The organism is Streptomyces sp. NPDC047061 (genome assembly GCF_040643955.1).
In the GTDB taxonomy this organism is placed as follows: Bacteria; Actinomycetota; Actinomycetes; order Streptomycetales; family Streptomycetaceae; genus Streptomyces.
Window position 1 is genome coordinate 478,081 of sequence record NZ_JBEYVI010000002.1, and the last position, 16,930, is coordinate 495,010.

Sequence of the window (16,930 nt, forward strand, 5' to 3'; positions counted from 1 at the left end):
TGCGGGTGGGTGGGGGCTGGTCGCGCAGTTCCCCGCGCCCCTAAAGGGGCGCTATTGGTTTCGGTGCTTTTTCGTCGAGCCACTCCCGCCACTCAGGTGCCCGCTCCGCCATACCGGCGTTCCATGGGGCGCCCACCCAGCGCGTCACCGGTCTGATCCCGTGCAGGGCGTTCACCAGCCACACCTCACGGTCCGCCAGTTCGGGTAGGGTCCGTTCGCGGTGGGCCACCCGGATGCCGTTGCGCTCCGCGCGCTCCTGGATCAGTGCGAGGGTCACCCCGGGCAGCACCGGCAGCCGAGGTGGCGGCAGGCACAGGGTGTCGTCCTCCCACCAGAGGACGCTGGTGGTGGCCGCCTCCAGGACCACCCCGGACGGGCCCACCAGCACCGCCTCCTGGGCCCCCGCCTCGACCGCCCGGGCGCGCAGCCGGGCCAGGGTGTCCAGGTCGGGGCCCTTGCGGCGGGGCACGGTACGCGGATCGGGCCGGCCGACCGCCCAGACCTCGACCGTGGAGCCGAGCGGCGGCGCGTGCCGCAGGCGCAGCCGCACGTGGTGGGGCGTGAGTTCGACGCGGGGGAACCACGCGCCGGTGCGGGGCAGCGCGGCCGTCATGTCCCGCCAGAACTCCAGCATCCGGTGGGCCGGAGGCCCGTCGCACTCGCCGCAGGACCGCACGAAGCGGTCCCGGTGCCGGTCCAGGCCGCGCACCCTGCCGTCCCGCACCAGCCAGGAGTCCGCGACCAGCAGTGGTTCGTCCGCGTCGCCTGCAGGCCGCAGTCCGGCGCGCGGCGACCATGTCAGCAGGCCTTCGGTCACGGCCGGTCGTGTCATGACGCCTCCTTGCTCCTTCTCCGCCGCGCTCAGTATTTCCGGCCCGCCGACGCCGTTGCCCCGCCCCGCGGCCCGTACGGTGCGTGCTCCAGCCAGGATCCGCAGGACGGCAGGACCGGCGCCAGCGCCGCCGCCGCGCGCTGCCGCAGCCGTACGATCCGCCGCCGGGGCCGCAGATGGTCCAGGGCGGCCCCGGCCGCCTCGCTGTTGAACAGGGCCGCGGCCCGCCGTACCGCCGTGAAGTCCGCCACCGTGCCGGTCGCGACGGCCTCCGCCGCCGCTGCCGCGTCGGCGATCCCGCTGTTCATGCCCCGCGCCCCGAACGGCGGGAAGAGGTGCGCGGCCTCCCCGACGAGCAGTACCCGGCGGTGCGGGTCGGTGAAGGAGGCCGCGACCTTGCGCAGGAAGCGGTACGTCGACACCCACAGGATCCGGTCCGCGTATTCCTCGTGTCCCTCGCCGACCACACCGGGCAGCCAGCGGCGGACGGCCTCCTCGGTGCCGTACTCCTCCACCCGGTCGTGGGCATGGCACTGGAGGTCCACCTGGAAGCCCCCGGTGAACGGCACCCGCATCACACTGCGGCCGCCGACGGCCGGGTGCTCGTAGTGGAAGACCCGTTCGAGGGGCAGTTCGGCGCCGGGCCGGTCCGCCACGTCGACGACCACATGGAAGCCCTCGCCGTGCGTGCCCTCCATGGGGATGCCGAGCCCGGCCCGGACGGCGGAGCGGGCGCCGTCCGCCGCGATCACGTGCCCGCACGTCAGCTCCCGGCCGTCGGCGCAGCTGAGCGACACGCCCGAGGCGGTGGAGCGGACGCCGATCACCCGTGCGTTCCACACGAACTCCACGCCCGCCGCCGCGCAGGCCTCCCGCAGGAAGCGTTCGGTGTCGAGCTGGCGCAGGCTGGTGAAGGGCGGCGGGCCGGAGGGGGGCGGGAAGGTGCGGGAGTACACCTCGCGCCCCCGGTACAGGGTTCTTCTGGTGTGCCAGGTCCGGCCGTACGAGGTGATCTCGGCGGCGAGTCCCGGTCGCATCGCGTCGAGCAGTGCGAGGGTCTCGCGGTGCACGAACAGGGCCCGGCTGCCCGGCCGTTCGCGGTCCTCGGGGTCCGCCTCGAGGAGCATGGCCTGCAGGCCGTGCGCGCGGAGCGCCAGCGCCGCCGACAGGCCCACCGGACCGGCGCCGACCACGACGACCGGGGTCACGCGCGGACCCCCGCCGCCAGCATCCGGGTGATCTCCACCCGCTTCACCTTCCAGGTCGCCGTCATCGGCAGCTCCTCGAACCGCCACTGCCTCGGCTCCGCCATCGCGGGCAGGTCGGCGGTCGCCGCCCGCCAGCGCTCCGGGTCCAGCGGCCGTTCCCCGCGCACGCACACCACCGGCACCGGCTCGCGGTCCGCGCCCGGCACGATGACCACCTCGCGGAGCTCCTCCAGCCGGTCCATGAGGGTGTCCTCGACCTCCAGGTTGCTGTGCACGGAGTCGATCCGGTCGATCTCCCGGTCGATCAGGTACAGCGCGCCCAGCCGGCTCAGGTATCCCATGTCGCCCATCTGCCACCACGCGCCGTCCAGCTGCCGCTCGTACTGCTCGCGGGCGCCGAGGTAGGTGAGGATGCGGCCCCGGGTGCGGGCCTCGATCCGGCCGGGGGTGCCGGGCGCGGCGGGCAGGCCGTCGGGGCCGGTGACGCGGACGCGGGTGAAGCCCGGGATCCCGATGCCGACCCGCCGCCCGTCCGCGCGGGCCGCGCTCCGCCGCGTGAACCACTGGAAGGCGACCGGACCGGTCTCGCTCTGCCCGTAGAGCTGCAGCAGCCACGGGTTACGGCGCTTCGAGGCGTCGAGGAGCCGTCGTACCGTGCGCGGGTGGATGGCGTCGAACGTCGAGCCGTACGACCTGACGCGCGACAGCGGGGCGCCGGGCGCGTCCGCCAGTTCTTCCCAGAGCACGAAGGTGTTGGGGTGGGTCTCGACGATGCCCGGGCGGTGCCGGGCCAGCATCGGGCCGACCTTCGCCGGGTCGGGGTCGGTGATCAGCAGCAGCGGGCTGCCGTAGTGCAGCAGGACGCCGAGCAGGTGGTAGAAGCGGGAGTGCACGAAGGACATGTGCAGGGCCGCGACCTCGCCGCGGGTGGGCCAGCCCATCGCCTGCTGCGGGACCAGCCGGTTCCACATGGTCTGCGGGCAGTGCACGGCGAGTTTGGGGACGCCGGTGGTGCCGGAGCTGTGGGTGATCAGGGCGGGTTCGCGCGGATGCAGCCGGATCGGCGCGGGCACCTTCGCGCCGGTGTGCTCGGTCAGGGACACCACGCCGGGCACGCTGTCGACGGTGAGGGTCTGCCGGACCAGGCCCCCGACCTCCAGGCCGTCCAGCTTCGCCCCGTCCGTGACCAGCCACGGCTGCTGCAGTCTGGGGAGCAGCCTGCCGACCACCTCGCCGGACAGCGCGGGCGAGAGCAGCACCGGCACCGCGCCGATCCGGGAGACGGCACAGGTCAGCAGCACGATGTCGACGTTGTCGGTCTTGTGCACGACGACCTGCTCGGCGGGCCGCACCCCGGCCGCCCACAGCCGGGCCGACAACTCCTCGACCGCGTCGGCCAGTTCCGCGTAGCTCAGATGGACGCCGAGGTCCGGGTGGGTGTCCAGGGGCCGGTCCAGGGTGACGAACACCCCGCCGTGCCGCTGGGCCGCCCGCCGGAACAGCGGGCCGAGGTAGAACCCGCGGTCGCCGATGAGGGACTCCTGCGATTCCTGCATGGAGACGGTCCTTTCAGTCGTGGTCACCACGCGCCCCGGCGGACCAGATGGCGGCGGAGCTTCCCCGACGACGTGCGCGGCAGGGAGGGCAGCAGGCTGACGCTGCGCGGGACCTTGAAGGCGGCCAGCCGCTGCCGGGCCAGCGCCAGCAGTTCGTCCGGGAGCCCGTCCGGCGCAGGGGTGGCGGCGGGGACGACGAAGGCACGCAGCCGTCCGGTGCCGGTCGCGTCCGGCACGGCCGCCACCGCGACCTCGCGCACCCCCGGATGGGTGCGCAGCACGGCCTCCACCTCCAGCGGGGAGACGGTGATCCCGCCGACCATCTCCATGTCGTCGCTGCGGCCCAGATGCCGGTAGGCGCCGTCGGGTTCGCGGACCGCCCGGTCGTGGGTGGCCAGCCAGCCGTCCACGAGGGTGCGCGCGGTGTCCTCGGGCCGGTTGAGGTAGCCGGGCGTCACCGTCGGCCCGCGCACCCACAGCTCGCCCTCGTGGCCGTCCGGCACCACCCGCCCGTCTCGGTCGCGCAGCTCCACCTCGAAGCCGGGGACGGGACGGCCGACGGTGCCCGGGTGGTCGTGGGCCAGGCTGTTGGCGCAGAAGGCGTGCCCGGCCTCGGTGGAGCCGATCTGTTCGAGGACCGGTGCGCCCCCCAGCAGCTCCGTGACCCGGTCGCCGAGACCGGCCGGCAGCCCCTCACCGGCCGACACGGCGGCCCGTACGGAGGTGAAGCAGGCCTGGTGCCCGCTGCCCCGGTCGGCGACCAGCGCCGCGAACGCGGACGGCACCGAGTACAGCAGGGTCACCCGGTGCCGGGTGATCAGCTCGTCCACGGCGGCCGGGTTCGGACGCCGGTCCGAAAGGACGGCGCTGGACCCCGAGAAGAGCGGGAAGACGAAGGCGTTCCCGAAGCCGTACGCGAAGTACAGCCCGGACACCGACAGGGTCACGTCGTCCTCGGTGATCCCGAGCAGCCGCCGCCCGATCAGGTCGTGGTACGCGGCGGGGTGGGCGTGGGTGTGGACGACACCCTTGGGCCTGCCCGTCGTCCCGGACGTGTACTGGACGTACAGCGGGCTGTCCGCGTCGACCGGGTGGGCGGGGGCCGGTGCGGCGGCGGGGGCGAGCGCGAGCAGCTGGTCGGCGCCGAGGCGGACCTGTCTGGCGAAGCGGTCCTCCAGACCGGGTCCCGTCAGGCACAGCACCGCCTCCGTGTCGGAGGCCATGAACGCGTGGTCGGCCCTGGGGAGTTCCGGGTTGACCGGGACGGCCACCGCGCCGAGCCGGGCGAGGGCGAGAAAGGCCACCACCCAGGCGATCGAGTCGGGCAGCGCGAGCACCACCCGGTCGCCGGGGCCGACGCCGTGCCCGGCGAGGACCGTCGCGGTCCGCGCCCCGAGATCGTGCACCTCGTCATGGGTCCAGGCGCGATGGCCCTGGTGGAAGGCCGGCCGGCCGCCCCAGCCGTACCGCTCGGTGCGGTCGGTGAGCATGGCGGCGAGGTTGGCGGTGGTGGTGACGGCGGGTGCCTGGGTCATCGGGCGGCCTCCTCCACGGCGTCCGCCGCGGCCGGCGCCGTGTGCTCCCGCAGCGCCCGCATCTGCGCGGCCGTCTTCAGGAGCATCTCGTCGTACTCGGCGGCCGGGTCGGAGTCCAGGACGATCGCCCCGCCCGCGCCCAGCTGCATCCGGCCGTCCGCGATCACGGCCGTACGGATGACGATGTTCAGGTCCGCGCCGCCGCTGCACCCGAGGTAGCCGAGCGCCCCCGAGTACACGCCCCGGGCCTCGGTCTCCAGCGAGTCGATGATCTCCATCGTGCGCAGCTTCGGGGCGCCCGTCATCGACCCGCCCGGGAAGCAGGCGCGCACGCAGTCCACGGCGTCCGTCCCCGCCCGCAGCCGTCCGGTCACGGTGGAGACCAGCTGGTGCACGGTCGCGTAGGACTCGGTGGCCATGAGACGGGGGACCCGGACGGTTCCGGTACGGCAGACCTTGCCCAGGTCGTTGCGGAGCAGGTCGACGATCATCAGGTTCTCGGCGCGGGTCTTGGCGTCCGCCGCCAGCGCGTCCCGCAGCCGCGCGTCCTCGAACGGCGTCGCCCCGCGCGGCGCGGTCCCCTTGATGGGCCTCGCCTCGGCGACCCCGTCCCGGGTGATCCGCAGGAACCGCTCCGGCGAGGAACCGGCCACGTCCAGGTCGCCGAAGCGCAGGAGGGCCGCGTACGGCGCCGGGTTGACGCGGCGCAGCTCCCGGTAGAAGGCGTACGGGTCGGGCGGGGCGGGCAGCCGGGCCGCGTCGGTCAGGCAGACCTCGTAGCTGGTGCCGGCCCGCAACTCCCGCCGGCAGGCCTCGATGTCGGCGAGGTAGGCGGCCCGGTCGCGCACCAGCCAGGGCTCGGCGGCCTCCAGGTCCGGCTCCGCTGCGACGGGCGGGGCCGGCCGGGGCGCGTCCGGCGCCAGGAAGCTGAGCTGGGCCAGCGTGTCCGCCAGCCACTCCGTGGCCGCCCGTGCGGCCTGCGGGGTGTCCTCCGCCAGGCAGACCGCGTAGGTGACGTCCTCCTCGTGGTCCACGGCGATCAGGCGGTCCGCGAACAGCCAGCAGGCGTCCGGGGTTTCGGCGCGGTGCCGGTTCGGGGAGCCGCAGTCGGCCTTGGTCTCGTAGCCGAAGTAGCCGACATAGCCGCCGGTGAAGTCGAAGGGCAGCCCGTCCGCGTCCACCCGGCGACTGCTCAGCTGCCGCTTCAGGTAGTCGAAGACGCTCGCGGACACCTTGCGCGGCGGCCGTCCGGTCCGCTCGACCACACACCGTCCGGCCGTGACGTCGTAGCGCACGAACTCGGCGAGCGGGCCGCTGTCGTCGCCCAGGAAGGAGAAGCGGGCGCGGTCCTTCTCGACGAGCGAGCTGTCCAGCCAGAACGCGCGGGGCGAGGCGGCGAAGAGGCGGCCGAAGGCGGCCTCCGTGTCGACGGCGCCGGCGACCTGGCGGGTGTGCAGGCGGTAGGCGGGCACCTCGCCGGGGCGGGGGCGGGGGATGCCGGGGCGGGGACGGGGGCGGGGGACGGCCGTGTCCACCGTGCCGACCGTGCCCATCGCGCTCGCCGCGGGCCTCGGCCGGGGGATCGCCGCCTCGGTCGGCGGGACGGCGGTGTTCTTGGTACGGGCCCGGCGGGCGCGGCGGGCGGTCAGGTTGCGGAAGTTCACGAGCATGCGGTGGCCGTACTCGGTGAGCACCGACTCCGGGTGGAACTGCACGCCCCACAGCGGCCGTTCGCGGTGCCGCAGCCCCATCAGGACGCCGTCCTCGGCCCACGCGGTGGCCTCCAGGGTGGCGGGCAGCGGCTCGTGCACCGCGAGGGAGTGGTAGCGGACGGCGGTGAAGTCCTGGGTCAGTCCCTCGAAGAGGTCCCGCCCGTCGTGCCGCACTCTGGTCAGGTGCCCGTGCCGCGGCTGCGGGGCGGGCACCACCCGGGCCCGCTCCCCGAGGGCGATGCCCTGGTGGCCCAGGCACACCCCGAGGACGGGGACCGTCGCCTCGGCGATCAGCCGGGCACTGATGCCGAAGTCACGGCCGTCTCCCGGATGCCCCGGCCCCGGGGACACCACCACGTTGTCGAACCCCGCGAGAGCGGGCGGTGCCGGCTCGTCATTGCGGATCACCACCGGTTCCTCGCCGTTGACCTCGGCGATCAGCTGGAACAGGTTGTATGTGTACGAGTCGTAATTGTCGATGAGCAGGGTCTTCACCCGCCCACCTCCCTCGGGTCGTTCCCGGGCCTATGCGGCCCGTCGTTTGTGCCGCCCGCGCAGCGCCTGGAGCGGGGGATACAGCCATTTCTTGAAGAAACGCTGAAGTCGCGGCATGAGAATCCACGTGACAAGCGCTGTCACGCAGAGGCAGAGCACCAGGGTGCGGATGAGTGGATTGAGTCCGCTGAGATGCGGAATCACGATGATGTTGAAGAGGAGGACCGGTGGAAACACCGCGCTCATGTTGATGAACCACAGTTTCCATTTCGCCGGAGGGACGGGCGGCGGTGGCACGGGCGGCGGCCCGGTCAGCGAGTCGAACCACGCCTTCGAGCCCCGTACGCTACGGCGCCCGGTGGGCCGGGCGATGCCGCCCGCGCGGATCTCCCACTCTCCGCGATCTGGGGAGTTCTCCCAGGCCAGCGCGGTGTCTTCGGTGGCGAACCGATACACGACATGCCATTCCGCCTCCTGGTCGACTAGGACACCGCCGCCGAGGAACCCCGGCCGGCGGGCGCTCGCGCCCAGCATGGCCCACCCCCACGAGTGGAAGTCGGCCTCGCGACCCGGCATCACGTGATAGGCCACGGTGACGGTGACGGGATTACTGGTCACGGTGTCCTTTACGAGATGGACACAAGTCGCGTTCAAAGATTCAACGAGTTTTTTGTTGTCCGGATCGTGACTTTTTATAGCGCTTTCTGTGAGCTTGCTGTGGTCTGCCGTCGGCTACTTCCGGTAACTCCTCCGTAATTCCGGAAAGTGCTTGCCGGGTCGGCCGTGAAAGTTGCACGATCGCCGTCCAAGAACGAAGGAGGACGCCATGTCGAGGTACGTCTGGAATTTGACCGAAGAGGGTCGACAGGCAATCGATCAAGCGCGTTCCGTGATCGAACCGGCGCGAAAAGAAGTGACCGCGCACCCGCTTTACCAGCGGATATCCGACCGGGAAAACCTGGCCGTCTTCATGGCCCACCACGTGTTCGCGGTCTGGGACTTCATGTCCCTGCTCAAGTCGCTCCAGTACGAGCTGACCTGCGTCGACGTCCCCTGGGTGCCCCGCGGCTCCGCGGTGGCCCGCCGGCTCGTCAACGACATCGTGCTGGTCGAGGAGAGCGACGCCCTGGACGGCGGCTTCACCAGCCACTTCGAGCTGTACCGCGCGGCCATGACGGAGGCGGCGGCCGACACCGCCGCCCTCGACACCTTCGTCGCGCTCCTCGCCGAGGGCCACGACGTGCCGGCGGCCCTGCGGGTGGCCCAGGTCCCGGCTCCGGCGGCCGAGTTCGTGCGCACGACCTTCGGGATCATCGCCGACCGCCCGCTGCACTGCCGGGCCGCCGCCTTCGCCTTCTCCCGCGAGGACCTGATCCCGGACATGTTCGACCAGGTCATCAGCGAGGAGGGCACCGACCGTTTCCCGCTCTTCCGGGACTACCTCGCCCGCCACATCGAGGTCGACGGCGAGGAACACACCCCCATGGCCCTCCAGATGGTCGCCGACCTGTGCGGCACCGACGACCGGCGCTGGCACGAGGCCACCGAGACGGTCCTCGTCGCCCTGGAGGCCAGGTCCCGGCTGTGGGACGGGATCGTCGCGGCGATGGGGTGAGCGCGGGCGGGGACGGTGGGCGCGGCCGCGCTCGGTGGTGGGTCAGGCGAGGGTGCGGCCGAGGAAGTCGCGGATGTGCCCGGTGATGGTGCCGAGGTGGCTCTCCAGGGCGAAGTGGCCGGCGTCGAGGAGGTGGATCTCGGCGTCGGGCAGGTCCTGGCCGAAGGCCTCCGCGCCCGCGGGGCCGAAGATCTCGTCACCCGCGCCCCAGACCGCCAGCAGCGGGACCTGCGAGTCGCGGAAGTACTGGTGGACCCGCGGGTAGAGGTCCACGTTGGTGGGGTAGTCGCGGAAGAGCCTGAGCTGGATCTCGTCGTTGCCCGGGCGGTCAAGCAGCGCCTGGTCGTGGACCCAGTTGTCGGGGCTGACCAGGGTCGGGTCGGCGACCCCGTTGAGGTACTGCCAGCGGGTGCTCTCCGGGGTCAGCGCGCCCCGCATCGGCGCCTCCGTCTCCGGCCCCGGGTTCGTGGCGTAGGCGAAGACGGCGTCCCAGAACGGCTTGACGAACCCCTCCTCGTAGGCGTTGCCGTTCTGCGTGATGATCGCGCTCACCTGGTCCGGGGCCCGGAGGGCGAGCCGCCAGCCGATGGGGGCGCCGTAGTCCTGCACGTACATCGCGAACCGGTCGACACCGAGGTGCCGGAGCAGGCCGGAGGTGACGTCGGTGAGGGCGTCGAAGGTGTAGGGGAAGTCCCGCAGGGAGGGCATCGCGGACTGGCCGAACCCGATGTGGTCGGGGGCGATCACGTGATAGCGGTCGGCGAGCGCCGGGAGGAGGCCGCGGAACATGTGTGAGCTGGTCGGGAAGCCGTGCAGGAGGACGACGGCGGGTGCCTTCGGGTCGCCGGCCTCCCGGTAGAAGACCTCGAGGCCGTCGACGGTGGCGGTGCGGTGGTGGACTGCGAGCTCCATGTCCCTAACCCTTCTATCGATCCTGGGTGGTTATATCTCCAGTCGAGCACGCCCCATATAACCTGTCAAGTCGAGTGAAGGGGTTAGGTGTGCGCCTGCTCGTGTAACCTGTCAAATGAATCGATCCGGTTAGGAGGGGTGGCGGTGGCCCAGCGCGAACAGCGGGACCGGCAGGAGGCGTTGCTGCTGGCGCTCCTCAACAGCACACCGGTGGTCAGCGGCGTCGCAGAGGACCGGCTGGCGGATCCGGAGGAGGCCCGGGCCTGGCAACGGGCGCACGGCGGCAGCGGAACCGCGGCCGAACTCCGCACTCTCGTGGCCGCCCGCGACACCCTTCAGGACGTCGTACGCGGCAGCCGGCCCGCCACCGCCCTGGCCCCGCTCCTGGAAGACGTCATCTCCCGCCCGCACCTCTCGCCCGCCGGGGTCTCATGGCAGCTGGACGCGCCCGCGGACCGCAGGATGGCGGCGGAGGTGATCATGACCTGGAGCGCGGTGCAGCAGACGATGCCCGGCCGGCTGCGGCCGTGCGCCAACCCGGAGTGCCGGCTGTTCCTCGTCGACCGCAGCAGGACCAACCAGGCCCGCTGGTGCTCCATGGCCGTCTGCGGCAACCGCATGAAGGCGAGACGCCACTACCAGCGCACCCGTGACGCCGTGGCCGACTGACGGCCCCGACGCCCTCGACGCCCCCGGCGGGCCGTACGGGCCGGACGGGCTGGACGGGTTCGCCCCTCGCCCCTCACCCCTCCTCGGCCGTGACCGGCGCCTCCCCGAACCGGCCCAGCGCCAGCGTCCCCGCCACGGCCACCGCGAAACCGAGCACCGCGAGCCAGGCCAGCCCTTCCCGGGTACGGTCCCCGAGCCACACCACCCCCACCGCCGCCGGGCCGATCGTCTCGCCGATGACCATGCCGGCCGTCGCCGTGGTCACCGAGCCACGCTGGAGGGCCGACGTCAGCAGCATGAAGGCACCGCCGCCCCCGATCAGCAGCGCATAGGTCGCGGGGTTGCTGAGCAGGTCGGCCGGCCGCAGGGTGTCGATCAGCCGCACCGACACCTCCACCACCCCGAACCCGAACCCCGCCCCGAGGCCGAGCGCCAGCGCCCGCCCCCTGCCGGTCAGCCGCCCGCCGGCCAGGCCGAGGAGCAGTACCCCCACGGCCGTCCCCAGCATCACCCACTTCAGCGTCATGGTCCCGGCCCGGTCCCCCTCCGGCCCCGACGCCAGCCCCAGCATCGCGAGCCCCGCGCACACCACCCCCACCGCGGCCCACTCGACCCCGCTCAGCCGCACCCGCAGCAGCCGCGCCGCGACCACCGCCGTCACGGCGAGGCTCGACGCGAGGGCCGCGCTCACCGCGTAGATGGGGAGCGACCGCAGCGCGAGGATCTGGAACACGAACCCGAGCCCGTCCAGCCCCAGTCCGACGACATACCGCCACTGCCGCACGGCCCGCAGCAGCAGCGCGGCCTCCCCGCCGGCGCCGTCACCGGCCGCACGCGCGGCCATCGCCTGCAGGACCGTCGCCGTACCGAAGCAGATCGCGGCCGCGAGGGCGCACACCATTCCGAAGAGCACAAAGGGACTGTAGGGGAGGGGAGCGTGCGGTGATCGGGAGGAGAGTAAGAGAAGCGGGCCCGGGGCGACCCCGGACCCGCTCCTTGCCTGTCCGCGCAGCGTCAGCTCGCGCCGGCCAGCCAGGCGGTGGCGTTGAGGGCGAGGGCGGCGTTGGTGGCGCCGGTGTCGTTCCAGCCGTCGTACAGCGTGTTGCCGGACTGGCCGGTGCCGTCGTCGATCGGGGAGCTGTCGCCCCAGAACGCGACCCGCCCGCTGCCGAAGGTGCTGGTGGCGAAGAAGGCGCCGGTGTTGCCGGAGTAACCGCTGCGGTACAGCAGCCCCTTGACCGCGGAGTTGTCGGACGGCTTGAGGGTGGCGGTCGTGCCGCTGGCGATCAGGCTCTTGGTGACGGTGCCGAAGGAGCCGTGCAGGACCTTGTTGCTGCTGTCGCTGATGGCGGCCGGGTAACCGGAGCTGATGCTCAGCGAGTCGATCGAGAAGCCGAACGGGTCGGTCGAGTCGACGCTGTTGTTGGTCATCAGGTCGTTCAGGATCTCGACCGCGTCGTAGCCGTCGCTGTTGCGGTCGGCCCCGGTGTGGTCGGAGATCATGAACAGACCGCCGCCGGCCTTCACGAAGTTCATGATCGCGGTCTTCTCGGCGGTCGTGAACTTGGTGTTGGGCTCCGGCAGTACGAGCGCGTTGAACTTCGACAGGTCGGTGGTCGACGAACCCCCGTACGTGAGGGCGCTCGTCGCGGTCTTCAGGCTGTAGTTGCCGGTCTTCTGCAGGGCGATGCCCCACGAGGACAGCGCGCCGGTCCAGTCCTTGTCCGAGGACGGGGAGGAGTCCTGGGAGAGCGGGTCGGGCTTGCTGGTGGAGATGATCCAGTCCGCGTTGCCGGCCTCTTCGGCGTGGCCGTCGTCGAACAGGACCTTGTAGGTGGTGGCCGCGTGGGCGGGGGTCGCGGCGCTGGTGGCCTGGACGGCGGCACCGGCGGTGAGCAGGCCGAGCACGGCCAGGGCCGTGGTGAGTCTGCGGCGCGGGATGGCGAAGCCGGGCATCTGTCATTCCTCCATCGGTGGGGGGTGCGAGAGGGATGGCGGTGCGGGTGGTGCGGGTGGTGCGTCAAGAGTCGTTCTGCGCGCGTAGAACGAGACGTGGACCGGGGTACAGGGAAATGCGGTTCTGGCGGAGGGGAAGCGTTCTGCGCGCGTAGAGTCCGCAGTTGATCGTTCACCTACGGACAGCTGGACGGTACCGGCGGGATGCGGTGCGCCGACAGGATCCCCGGTGACTTCACATGATTTTCTTACCTGTGCATGACAAGTCGACCTCGGCATCCCGGCGTCTCGGTGTCGATCATGGCTGGTTTAGGTCTCTTGTTCGGGGCCTCCGAACGCCCCTACCGTTTGAGCAGTTGCTCAAACCGATCGCTCAGTCGAAGGGGTGCAGCGTGGCCAGAGCCGGAGGGAAGCGGTCGGTCGAGCCGTCCGGGGGTCCCAACTCGGCGGCGACGCGGGCGGCGTTGGTCGCCGCAGCCGTCGACGCACTGCGCGAGGAGGGTTTCGCCGGGGCCAGCGCGCGGGAGATCGCCCGGCGGGCCGACTGCCAACAGTCGCTGGTCTTCTACCACTTCGGCTCGGTGGCGAAGCTGCACCTGGCGGCCCTGGACGCGGTCAGCGACGCGCGCAACGCCCGCTACCAGGCCATGGTCGACGAGTCCAAGACCATCGGCGACCTGGTCCGGGCCGCCAGGGCGGTCTTCGACGAGGACCTGGACCAGGGGCATGTGACCGTGCTCGTCGAGATGATCGCCGCCGCCCAGTTCACCCCCGGGCTCCGCCCGGAAGTCGCCGCCCGGATCCGTCCGTGGCGCACCTTCGCCGCCGACAGCGTCCGCGAGGCCCTCGCGGGCTCGCCCGCCGCTCGGCTGCTGCCCCCCGAGGAACTCGCCCACGCGATCGTGGCCCTGTACCTGGGCCTGGAGATGCTCGCCGGCCTCGAAGAGGAACGCGGGCCCGCACTGGCCCTGTTCGACCGCGCCGGGAAAATCGCCTCCCTTCTCGACATCTTCAAACGAAAGAAGAAGGCATGACCAGCAACACACGCGCCTGGCTGCTCTTCACCGGATGGCTTCTGACCGGAGCCTGCTGCCTGCTCGCCCTCCTCACCGCGCTGTCGGTCGGGATCTTCATCCTGCCGATCGCCGTGGCCGGCACCGTCGCGCTGGCCACGCGCCGGGACACCTGGCGCGGCCTGCCCGGCCTGCTGTCGGGTGCGAGCCTGCCCCTGTTCCTGCTCGCCTACCTCGACCGGCACGGCCCCGGCACCTACTGCACCACCTCGGCCAACGCCGGCAGCTGCACCGACGGCCTGCTCGACCCGTGGCTCCTGCTGGCCGCCGGCCTGCTCGTCCTCGTCGCCGGACCCGCACTGTTCCTCAGGATCCGGCGACAGTCGGTGCACAGCCCCGCGCCGAGCCCCTCCGAGTAGCTCCGCCGGCCCTCCGCGGCGCCCCGCCAAGCAATTGGCGGGGCACGACTCCGTCAGGCGCTCAGCACCCCCCACAACTGCTCGATCCCCCACTCCAGATCCTCCTCCGCCACCACCAGCGGCGGAGCCACCCGCACCGTCACCCCGTGCGTGTCCTTCACCAGCACTCCCCGCTCCAGCAGCCGCTCCGAGACCACCCGCCCCGAGCCCACCCCCGGATCCACGTCGACGCCCGCCCACAGCCCCCGCCCCCGCACCGCCGTCACCCGTCCACTGCCCGCGATCTCCGCCAGCCGCCGGTGCAGCAGCTCGCCCAGCTCGGCCGCCCGCTCCTGGAACTCCCCGGTCCGCAGCATCGCGATCACCTCCAGCGCCACCGCACAGGCCAGCGGATTCCCCCCGAAGGTCGACCCGTGCTCCCCGGGCCGGAACACCCCGAGCACGTCCGCGCTCGCCACCACCGCCGACACCGGCAGCACCCCGCCCCCGAGCGCCTTCCCGAGCACGTACACATCCGGTACGACCCCCTCGTGCTCGCACGCGAACGTCCGCCCGGTGCGGCCCAGCCCCGACTGGATCTCGTCGGCGACGAAGAGCACGTTCCGCTCCCGGGTCAGTTCCCGCACCCCCGCCAGATAGCCCTCCGGCGGCACGATCACCCCCGACTCGCCCTGGATCGGCTCCAGCAGCACCGCGACGGTGTTCTCGGTCACCGCGGCCCGCATCGCGGTCAGGTCCCCGTACGGCACGATCTCGAAGCCGGGCGTGTACGGCCCGAAGTCCGCCCGCGCCTCCGGATCCGTGGAGAAGCTGATCACGGTCGTCGTACGCCCGTGGAAGTTGCCGCCCGCCACCACGACCTTCGCCATCTCCGCCGGCACGCCCTTGACCCGGTACCCCCACTTCCGGGCGGTCTTCACCGCCGTCTCCACGGCCTCCACGCCCGTGTTCATCGGCAGCACCATCTCCATCCCGCACAGCTCGGCCAGCTGGGTGCAGAACGCGGCGAACCGGTCGTGGTGGAAGGCCCGCGACGTCAGCGTCACCCGCTCCAGCTGGGCCTTCGCGGCCGCGACCAGGCGCGGGTGGCCGTGCCCGAAGTTCAGCGCCGAGTAGCCGGCCAGGAAGTCCAGGTACCGGCGCCCCTCGACGTCCGTCATCCAGGCGCCGTCGGCCGTCGCGATCACCACCGGCAGCGGGTGGTAGTTGTGCGCGCCGTGCGCGTCGGCGGCGGCGATGAGGGCTTCCGTAGTGGTCACGGCGACTCCAGGGAACGCGGTCGGACTGCCCCCTTTCCTACCCTCTGTCCCTGCCCGACTGGTGGACGCCACGGCCCTCGGGCCCGGCGTGCCCGGTAATGTGACCCGCGGGCCGTGACTGGCGCGCAGGGGGCTGTCGTGACGGCAGACCCCGAAGATGGGACCGACCATCGGGGAGCGGCCCGTGTCGTGACCGAGTGCCGTGCGCCTGGGCCGAACCGTGAATGCCGAACGCCATGTCCGGAGGTCCCGAATGTCTGACCCGTCTGCGCCCCTGTCCACCGAGTCCACCGCCTACCGCGCCGCCCTCGACGTGATCCGCGCGGTCGAGCCGCGCGTCGCGGACGCCATCGGCCAGGAGGTCGCCGACCAGCGCGAGATGCTCAAGCTGATCGCCTCCGAGAACTACGCCTCCCCGGCGACCCTGCTCGCGATGGGCAACTGGTTCAGCGACAAGTACGCCGAGGGCACCGTCGGCCGCCGCTTCTACGCCGGCTGCCGCAACGTCGACACCGTCGAGGCGCTCGCCGCCGAGCACGCCCGCGAGCTGTTCGGCGCGCAGCACGCCTACGTCCAGCCGCACTCCGGCATCGACGCCAACCTGGTCGCCTTCTGGGCCGTCCTCGCCGACCGCGTCGAGGTCCCCTTCCTCGCGAAGGCCGGCGCCCGCCAGGTCAACGACCTCTCCGAGGCCGACTGGGCCGAGCTGCGGCAGGCCTTCGGCAACCAGCGGATGCTCGGCATGTCCCTGGACGCCGGCGGCCACCTCACCCACGGCTTCCGCCCCAACATCTCCGGCAAGATGTTCGACCAGCGCTCCTACGGCACCGACCCGGCCACCGGCCTGATCGACTACGACGCGCTGCGCGCCCAGGCCCGCGACTTCAAGCCGCTGATCCTCGTCGCGGGCTACTCCGCGTACCCCCGGCTGGTGAACTTCCGGATCATGCGGGAGATCGCCGACGAGGTCGGCGCGACCCTGATGGTCGACATGGCGCACTTCGCGGGCCTCGTCGCCGGCAAGGTCCTGACCGGCGACTTCGACCCGGTCCCGCACGCCCAGATCGTGACCACGACCACCCACAAGTCGCTGCGCGGCCCGCGCGGCGGCATGGTCCTGTGCGACGACTCCCTCAAGGACCAGGTCGACCGCGGCTGCCCGATGGTCCTCGGCGGCCCGCTCCCGCACGTCATGGCCGCCAAGGCCGTCGCCCTCGCCGAGGCCCGGCAGCCCGCCTTCCAGGACTACGCCCAGCGCATCGTCGACAACTCGCGCGCGCTGGCCGAGGGCCTGATGCGCCGGGGCGCCACGCTGGTCACCGGCGGCACCGACAACCACCTCAACCTGATCGACGTCGAGACGTCGTACGGCCTCACCGGCCGCCAGGCCGAGACGGCCCTGCTCGACTCCGGCATCGTCACCAACCGCAACGCGATCCCCGCCGACCCGAACGGCGCCTGGTACACCTCCGGCATCCGCATCGGCACCCCGGCGCTCACCACCCGCGGCCTGGGCACCGCCGAGATGGACGAGGTCGCGGGCCTGATCGACCGCGTCCTGACGGCGACCGAACCGGGCACGACGAAGTCGGGAGCGCCGTCGAAGGCCTCCCACGTCCTGGACGAGAAGGTCTCGACGGAGATCGCGCAGAGGGCGACAGACCTGGTCTCCGGCTTCCCGCTGTACCCCGAGATCGACCTCGGCTGATCGACGCCGGTCAGGGGCAGCGCCCCTGAAGGGGCGCGGGG

The 16,930-nt window shown here is 72.3% G+C and carries 14 protein-coding genes, 1 pseudogene and 1 riboswitch; of the genes and pseudogenes, 5 read left to right on the plus strand and 10 right to left on the minus strand.

Annotated elements, in window-relative coordinates; all coding sequences use genetic code 11:
* Nucleotides 1-40: 40 nt before the first annotated feature.
* From ABZ887_RS05675 to ABZ887_RS05700, 6 genes are read right to left on the minus strand one after another with little or no spacing between them, the layout of a single operon-like run.
* Complete coding sequence (locus tag ABZ887_RS05675) at nucleotides 41-832, minus strand: aminotransferase class IV (protein ID WP_361283198.1); 792 nt, start codon at nucleotides 830-832, stop codon at nucleotides 41-43.
* Between the two features lie 29 nt (nucleotides 833-861).
* Nucleotides 862-2,040, minus strand: coding sequence for an FAD-dependent monooxygenase (locus ABZ887_RS05680; RefSeq protein WP_361283200.1), 1,179 nt, complete (start codon nucleotides 2,038-2,040; stop codon nucleotides 862-864).
* Nucleotides 2,037-3,596 carry a class I adenylate-forming enzyme family protein gene (locus tag ABZ887_RS05685; RefSeq protein ID WP_361283202.1) on the minus strand — a complete coding sequence of 520 codons (1,560 nt, stop codon included), beginning with the start codon at nucleotides 3,594-3,596 and terminating at the stop codon, nucleotides 2,037-2,039. Before ABZ887_RS05685 ends, ABZ887_RS05680 begins: the two co-directional genes overlap by 4 nt.
* Nucleotides 3,597-3,619: 23 nt before the next feature.
* Complete coding sequence (locus ABZ887_RS05690) at nucleotides 3,620-5,131, minus strand: AMP-binding protein (RefSeq protein WP_361283204.1); 1,512 nt, start codon at nucleotides 5,129-5,131, stop codon at nucleotides 3,620-3,622.
* Nucleotides 5,128-7,338 (minus strand): aminodeoxychorismate synthase component I, encoded by a 2,211-nt coding sequence (gene pabB, locus ABZ887_RS05695; protein WP_361283206.1) that lies wholly within the window; start codon nucleotides 7,336-7,338, stop codon nucleotides 5,128-5,130. The genes ABZ887_RS05690 and pabB overlap by 4 nt, the downstream gene beginning before the upstream one ends.
* Nucleotides 7,339-7,368: 30 nt before the next feature.
* Nucleotides 7,369-7,956 (minus strand): hypothetical protein, encoded by a 588-nt coding sequence (locus ABZ887_RS05700; protein ID WP_361283208.1) that lies wholly within the window; start codon nucleotides 7,954-7,956, stop codon nucleotides 7,369-7,371.
* A 295-nt stretch (nucleotides 7,957-8,251) separates the two neighbouring features.
* Between ABZ887_RS05700 and ABZ887_RS05705 the strand changes: the two genes are divergently transcribed.
* A complete protein-coding gene (locus ABZ887_RS05705; RefSeq protein ID WP_361283210.1) occupies nucleotides 8,252-8,953 on the plus strand; it encodes a DUF3050 domain-containing protein in 702 nt (233 codons plus the stop codon).
* A gap of 42 nt (nucleotides 8,954-8,995) precedes the next feature.
* On the opposite strand, the gene ABZ887_RS05710 is transcribed toward ABZ887_RS05705, so the two are convergent.
* Nucleotides 8,996-9,865, minus strand: a complete 870-nt coding sequence (locus ABZ887_RS05710; RefSeq protein WP_361283212.1) for an alpha/beta hydrolase — start codon at nucleotides 9,863-9,865, stop codon at nucleotides 8,996-8,998.
* Between the two features lie 144 nt (nucleotides 9,866-10,009).
* On the opposite strand from ABZ887_RS05710, the gene ABZ887_RS05715 reads away from it, so the two are divergent.
* Nucleotides 10,010-10,534, plus strand: a complete 525-nt coding sequence (locus ABZ887_RS05715) for a CGNR zinc finger domain-containing protein (RefSeq protein ID WP_361283214.1) — start codon at nucleotides 10,010-10,012, stop codon at nucleotides 10,532-10,534.
* Nucleotides 10,535-10,607: 73 nt separating this feature from the next.
* Here ABZ887_RS05715 and ABZ887_RS05720 read toward each other — a convergent pair whose 3' ends face one another.
* On the minus strand, nucleotides 10,608-11,435 hold the full coding sequence (locus tag ABZ887_RS05720) for a DMT family transporter (RefSeq protein ID WP_361283373.1): 828 nt from the start codon (nucleotides 11,433-11,435) through the stop codon (nucleotides 10,608-10,610).
* 116 nt (nucleotides 11,436-11,551) lie between these two features.
* Nucleotides 11,552-12,490: pseudogene (locus ABZ887_RS05725) on the minus strand (hydrolase); the annotation flags it as partial.
* 392 nt (nucleotides 12,491-12,882) lie between these two features.
* Here ABZ887_RS05725 and ABZ887_RS05730 point away from each other — a divergent pair.
* Complete coding sequence (locus tag ABZ887_RS05730) at nucleotides 12,883-13,524, plus strand: TetR/AcrR family transcriptional regulator (RefSeq protein ID WP_361283216.1); 642 nt, start codon at nucleotides 12,883-12,885, stop codon at nucleotides 13,522-13,524.
* Complete coding sequence (locus ABZ887_RS05735) at nucleotides 13,521-13,922, plus strand: hypothetical protein (RefSeq protein ID WP_361283218.1); 402 nt, start codon at nucleotides 13,521-13,523, stop codon at nucleotides 13,920-13,922. The genes ABZ887_RS05730 and ABZ887_RS05735 overlap by 4 nt, the downstream gene beginning before the upstream one ends.
* Before the next feature lie 53 nt (nucleotides 13,923-13,975).
* Here the strand turns inward: ABZ887_RS05735 and rocD are convergent, their stop codons facing one another.
* Entirely contained in the window at nucleotides 13,976-15,181 is a 1,206-nt protein-coding gene (rocD, locus tag ABZ887_RS05740) for an ornithine--oxo-acid transaminase (protein ID WP_361283220.1), read from the minus strand.
* 104 nt (nucleotides 15,182-15,285) lie between these two features.
* Nucleotides 15,286-15,402: riboswitch (ZMP/ZTP riboswitch) on the plus strand.
* A 32-nt stretch (nucleotides 15,403-15,434) separates the two neighbouring features.
* Between rocD and ABZ887_RS05745 the strand changes: the two genes are divergently transcribed.
* On the plus strand, nucleotides 15,435-16,889 hold the full coding sequence (locus ABZ887_RS05745) for a glycine hydroxymethyltransferase (protein ID WP_361283222.1): 1,455 nt from the start codon (nucleotides 15,435-15,437) through the stop codon (nucleotides 16,887-16,889).
* Nucleotides 16,890-16,930: the final 41 nt, after the last annotated feature.

Excerpts from the sequence above, each read along its gene's own strand:
- ABZ887_RS05685 (WP_361283202.1), bottom strand. The coding sequence starts at position 3,596 with ATGCAGGAATCGCAGGAGTCCCTCATCGGCGACCGCGGGTTCTACCTC.
- ABZ887_RS05735 (WP_361283218.1), top strand. The coding sequence starts at position 13,521 with ATGACCAGCAACACACGCGCCTGGCTGCTCTTCACCGGATGGCTTCTG.
- ABZ887_RS05745 (WP_361283222.1), top strand. The coding sequence starts at position 15,435 with ATGTCTGACCCGTCTGCGCCCCTGTCCACCGAGTCCACCGCCTACCGC.
- ABZ887_RS05720 (WP_361283373.1), bottom strand. The coding sequence starts at position 11,435 with ATGGTGTGCGCCCTCGCGGCCGCGATCTGCTTCGGTACGGCGACGGTC.
- ABZ887_RS05675 (WP_361283198.1), bottom strand. The coding sequence starts at position 832 with ATGACACGACCGGCCGTGACCGAAGGCCTGCTGACATGGTCGCCGCGC.
- ABZ887_RS05710 (WP_361283212.1), bottom strand. The coding sequence starts at position 9,865 with ATGGAGCTCGCAGTCCACCACCGCACCGCCACCGTCGACGGCCTCGAG.
- ABZ887_RS05690 (WP_361283204.1), bottom strand. The coding sequence starts at position 5,131 with ATGACCCAGGCACCCGCCGTCACCACCACCGCCAACCTCGCCGCCATG.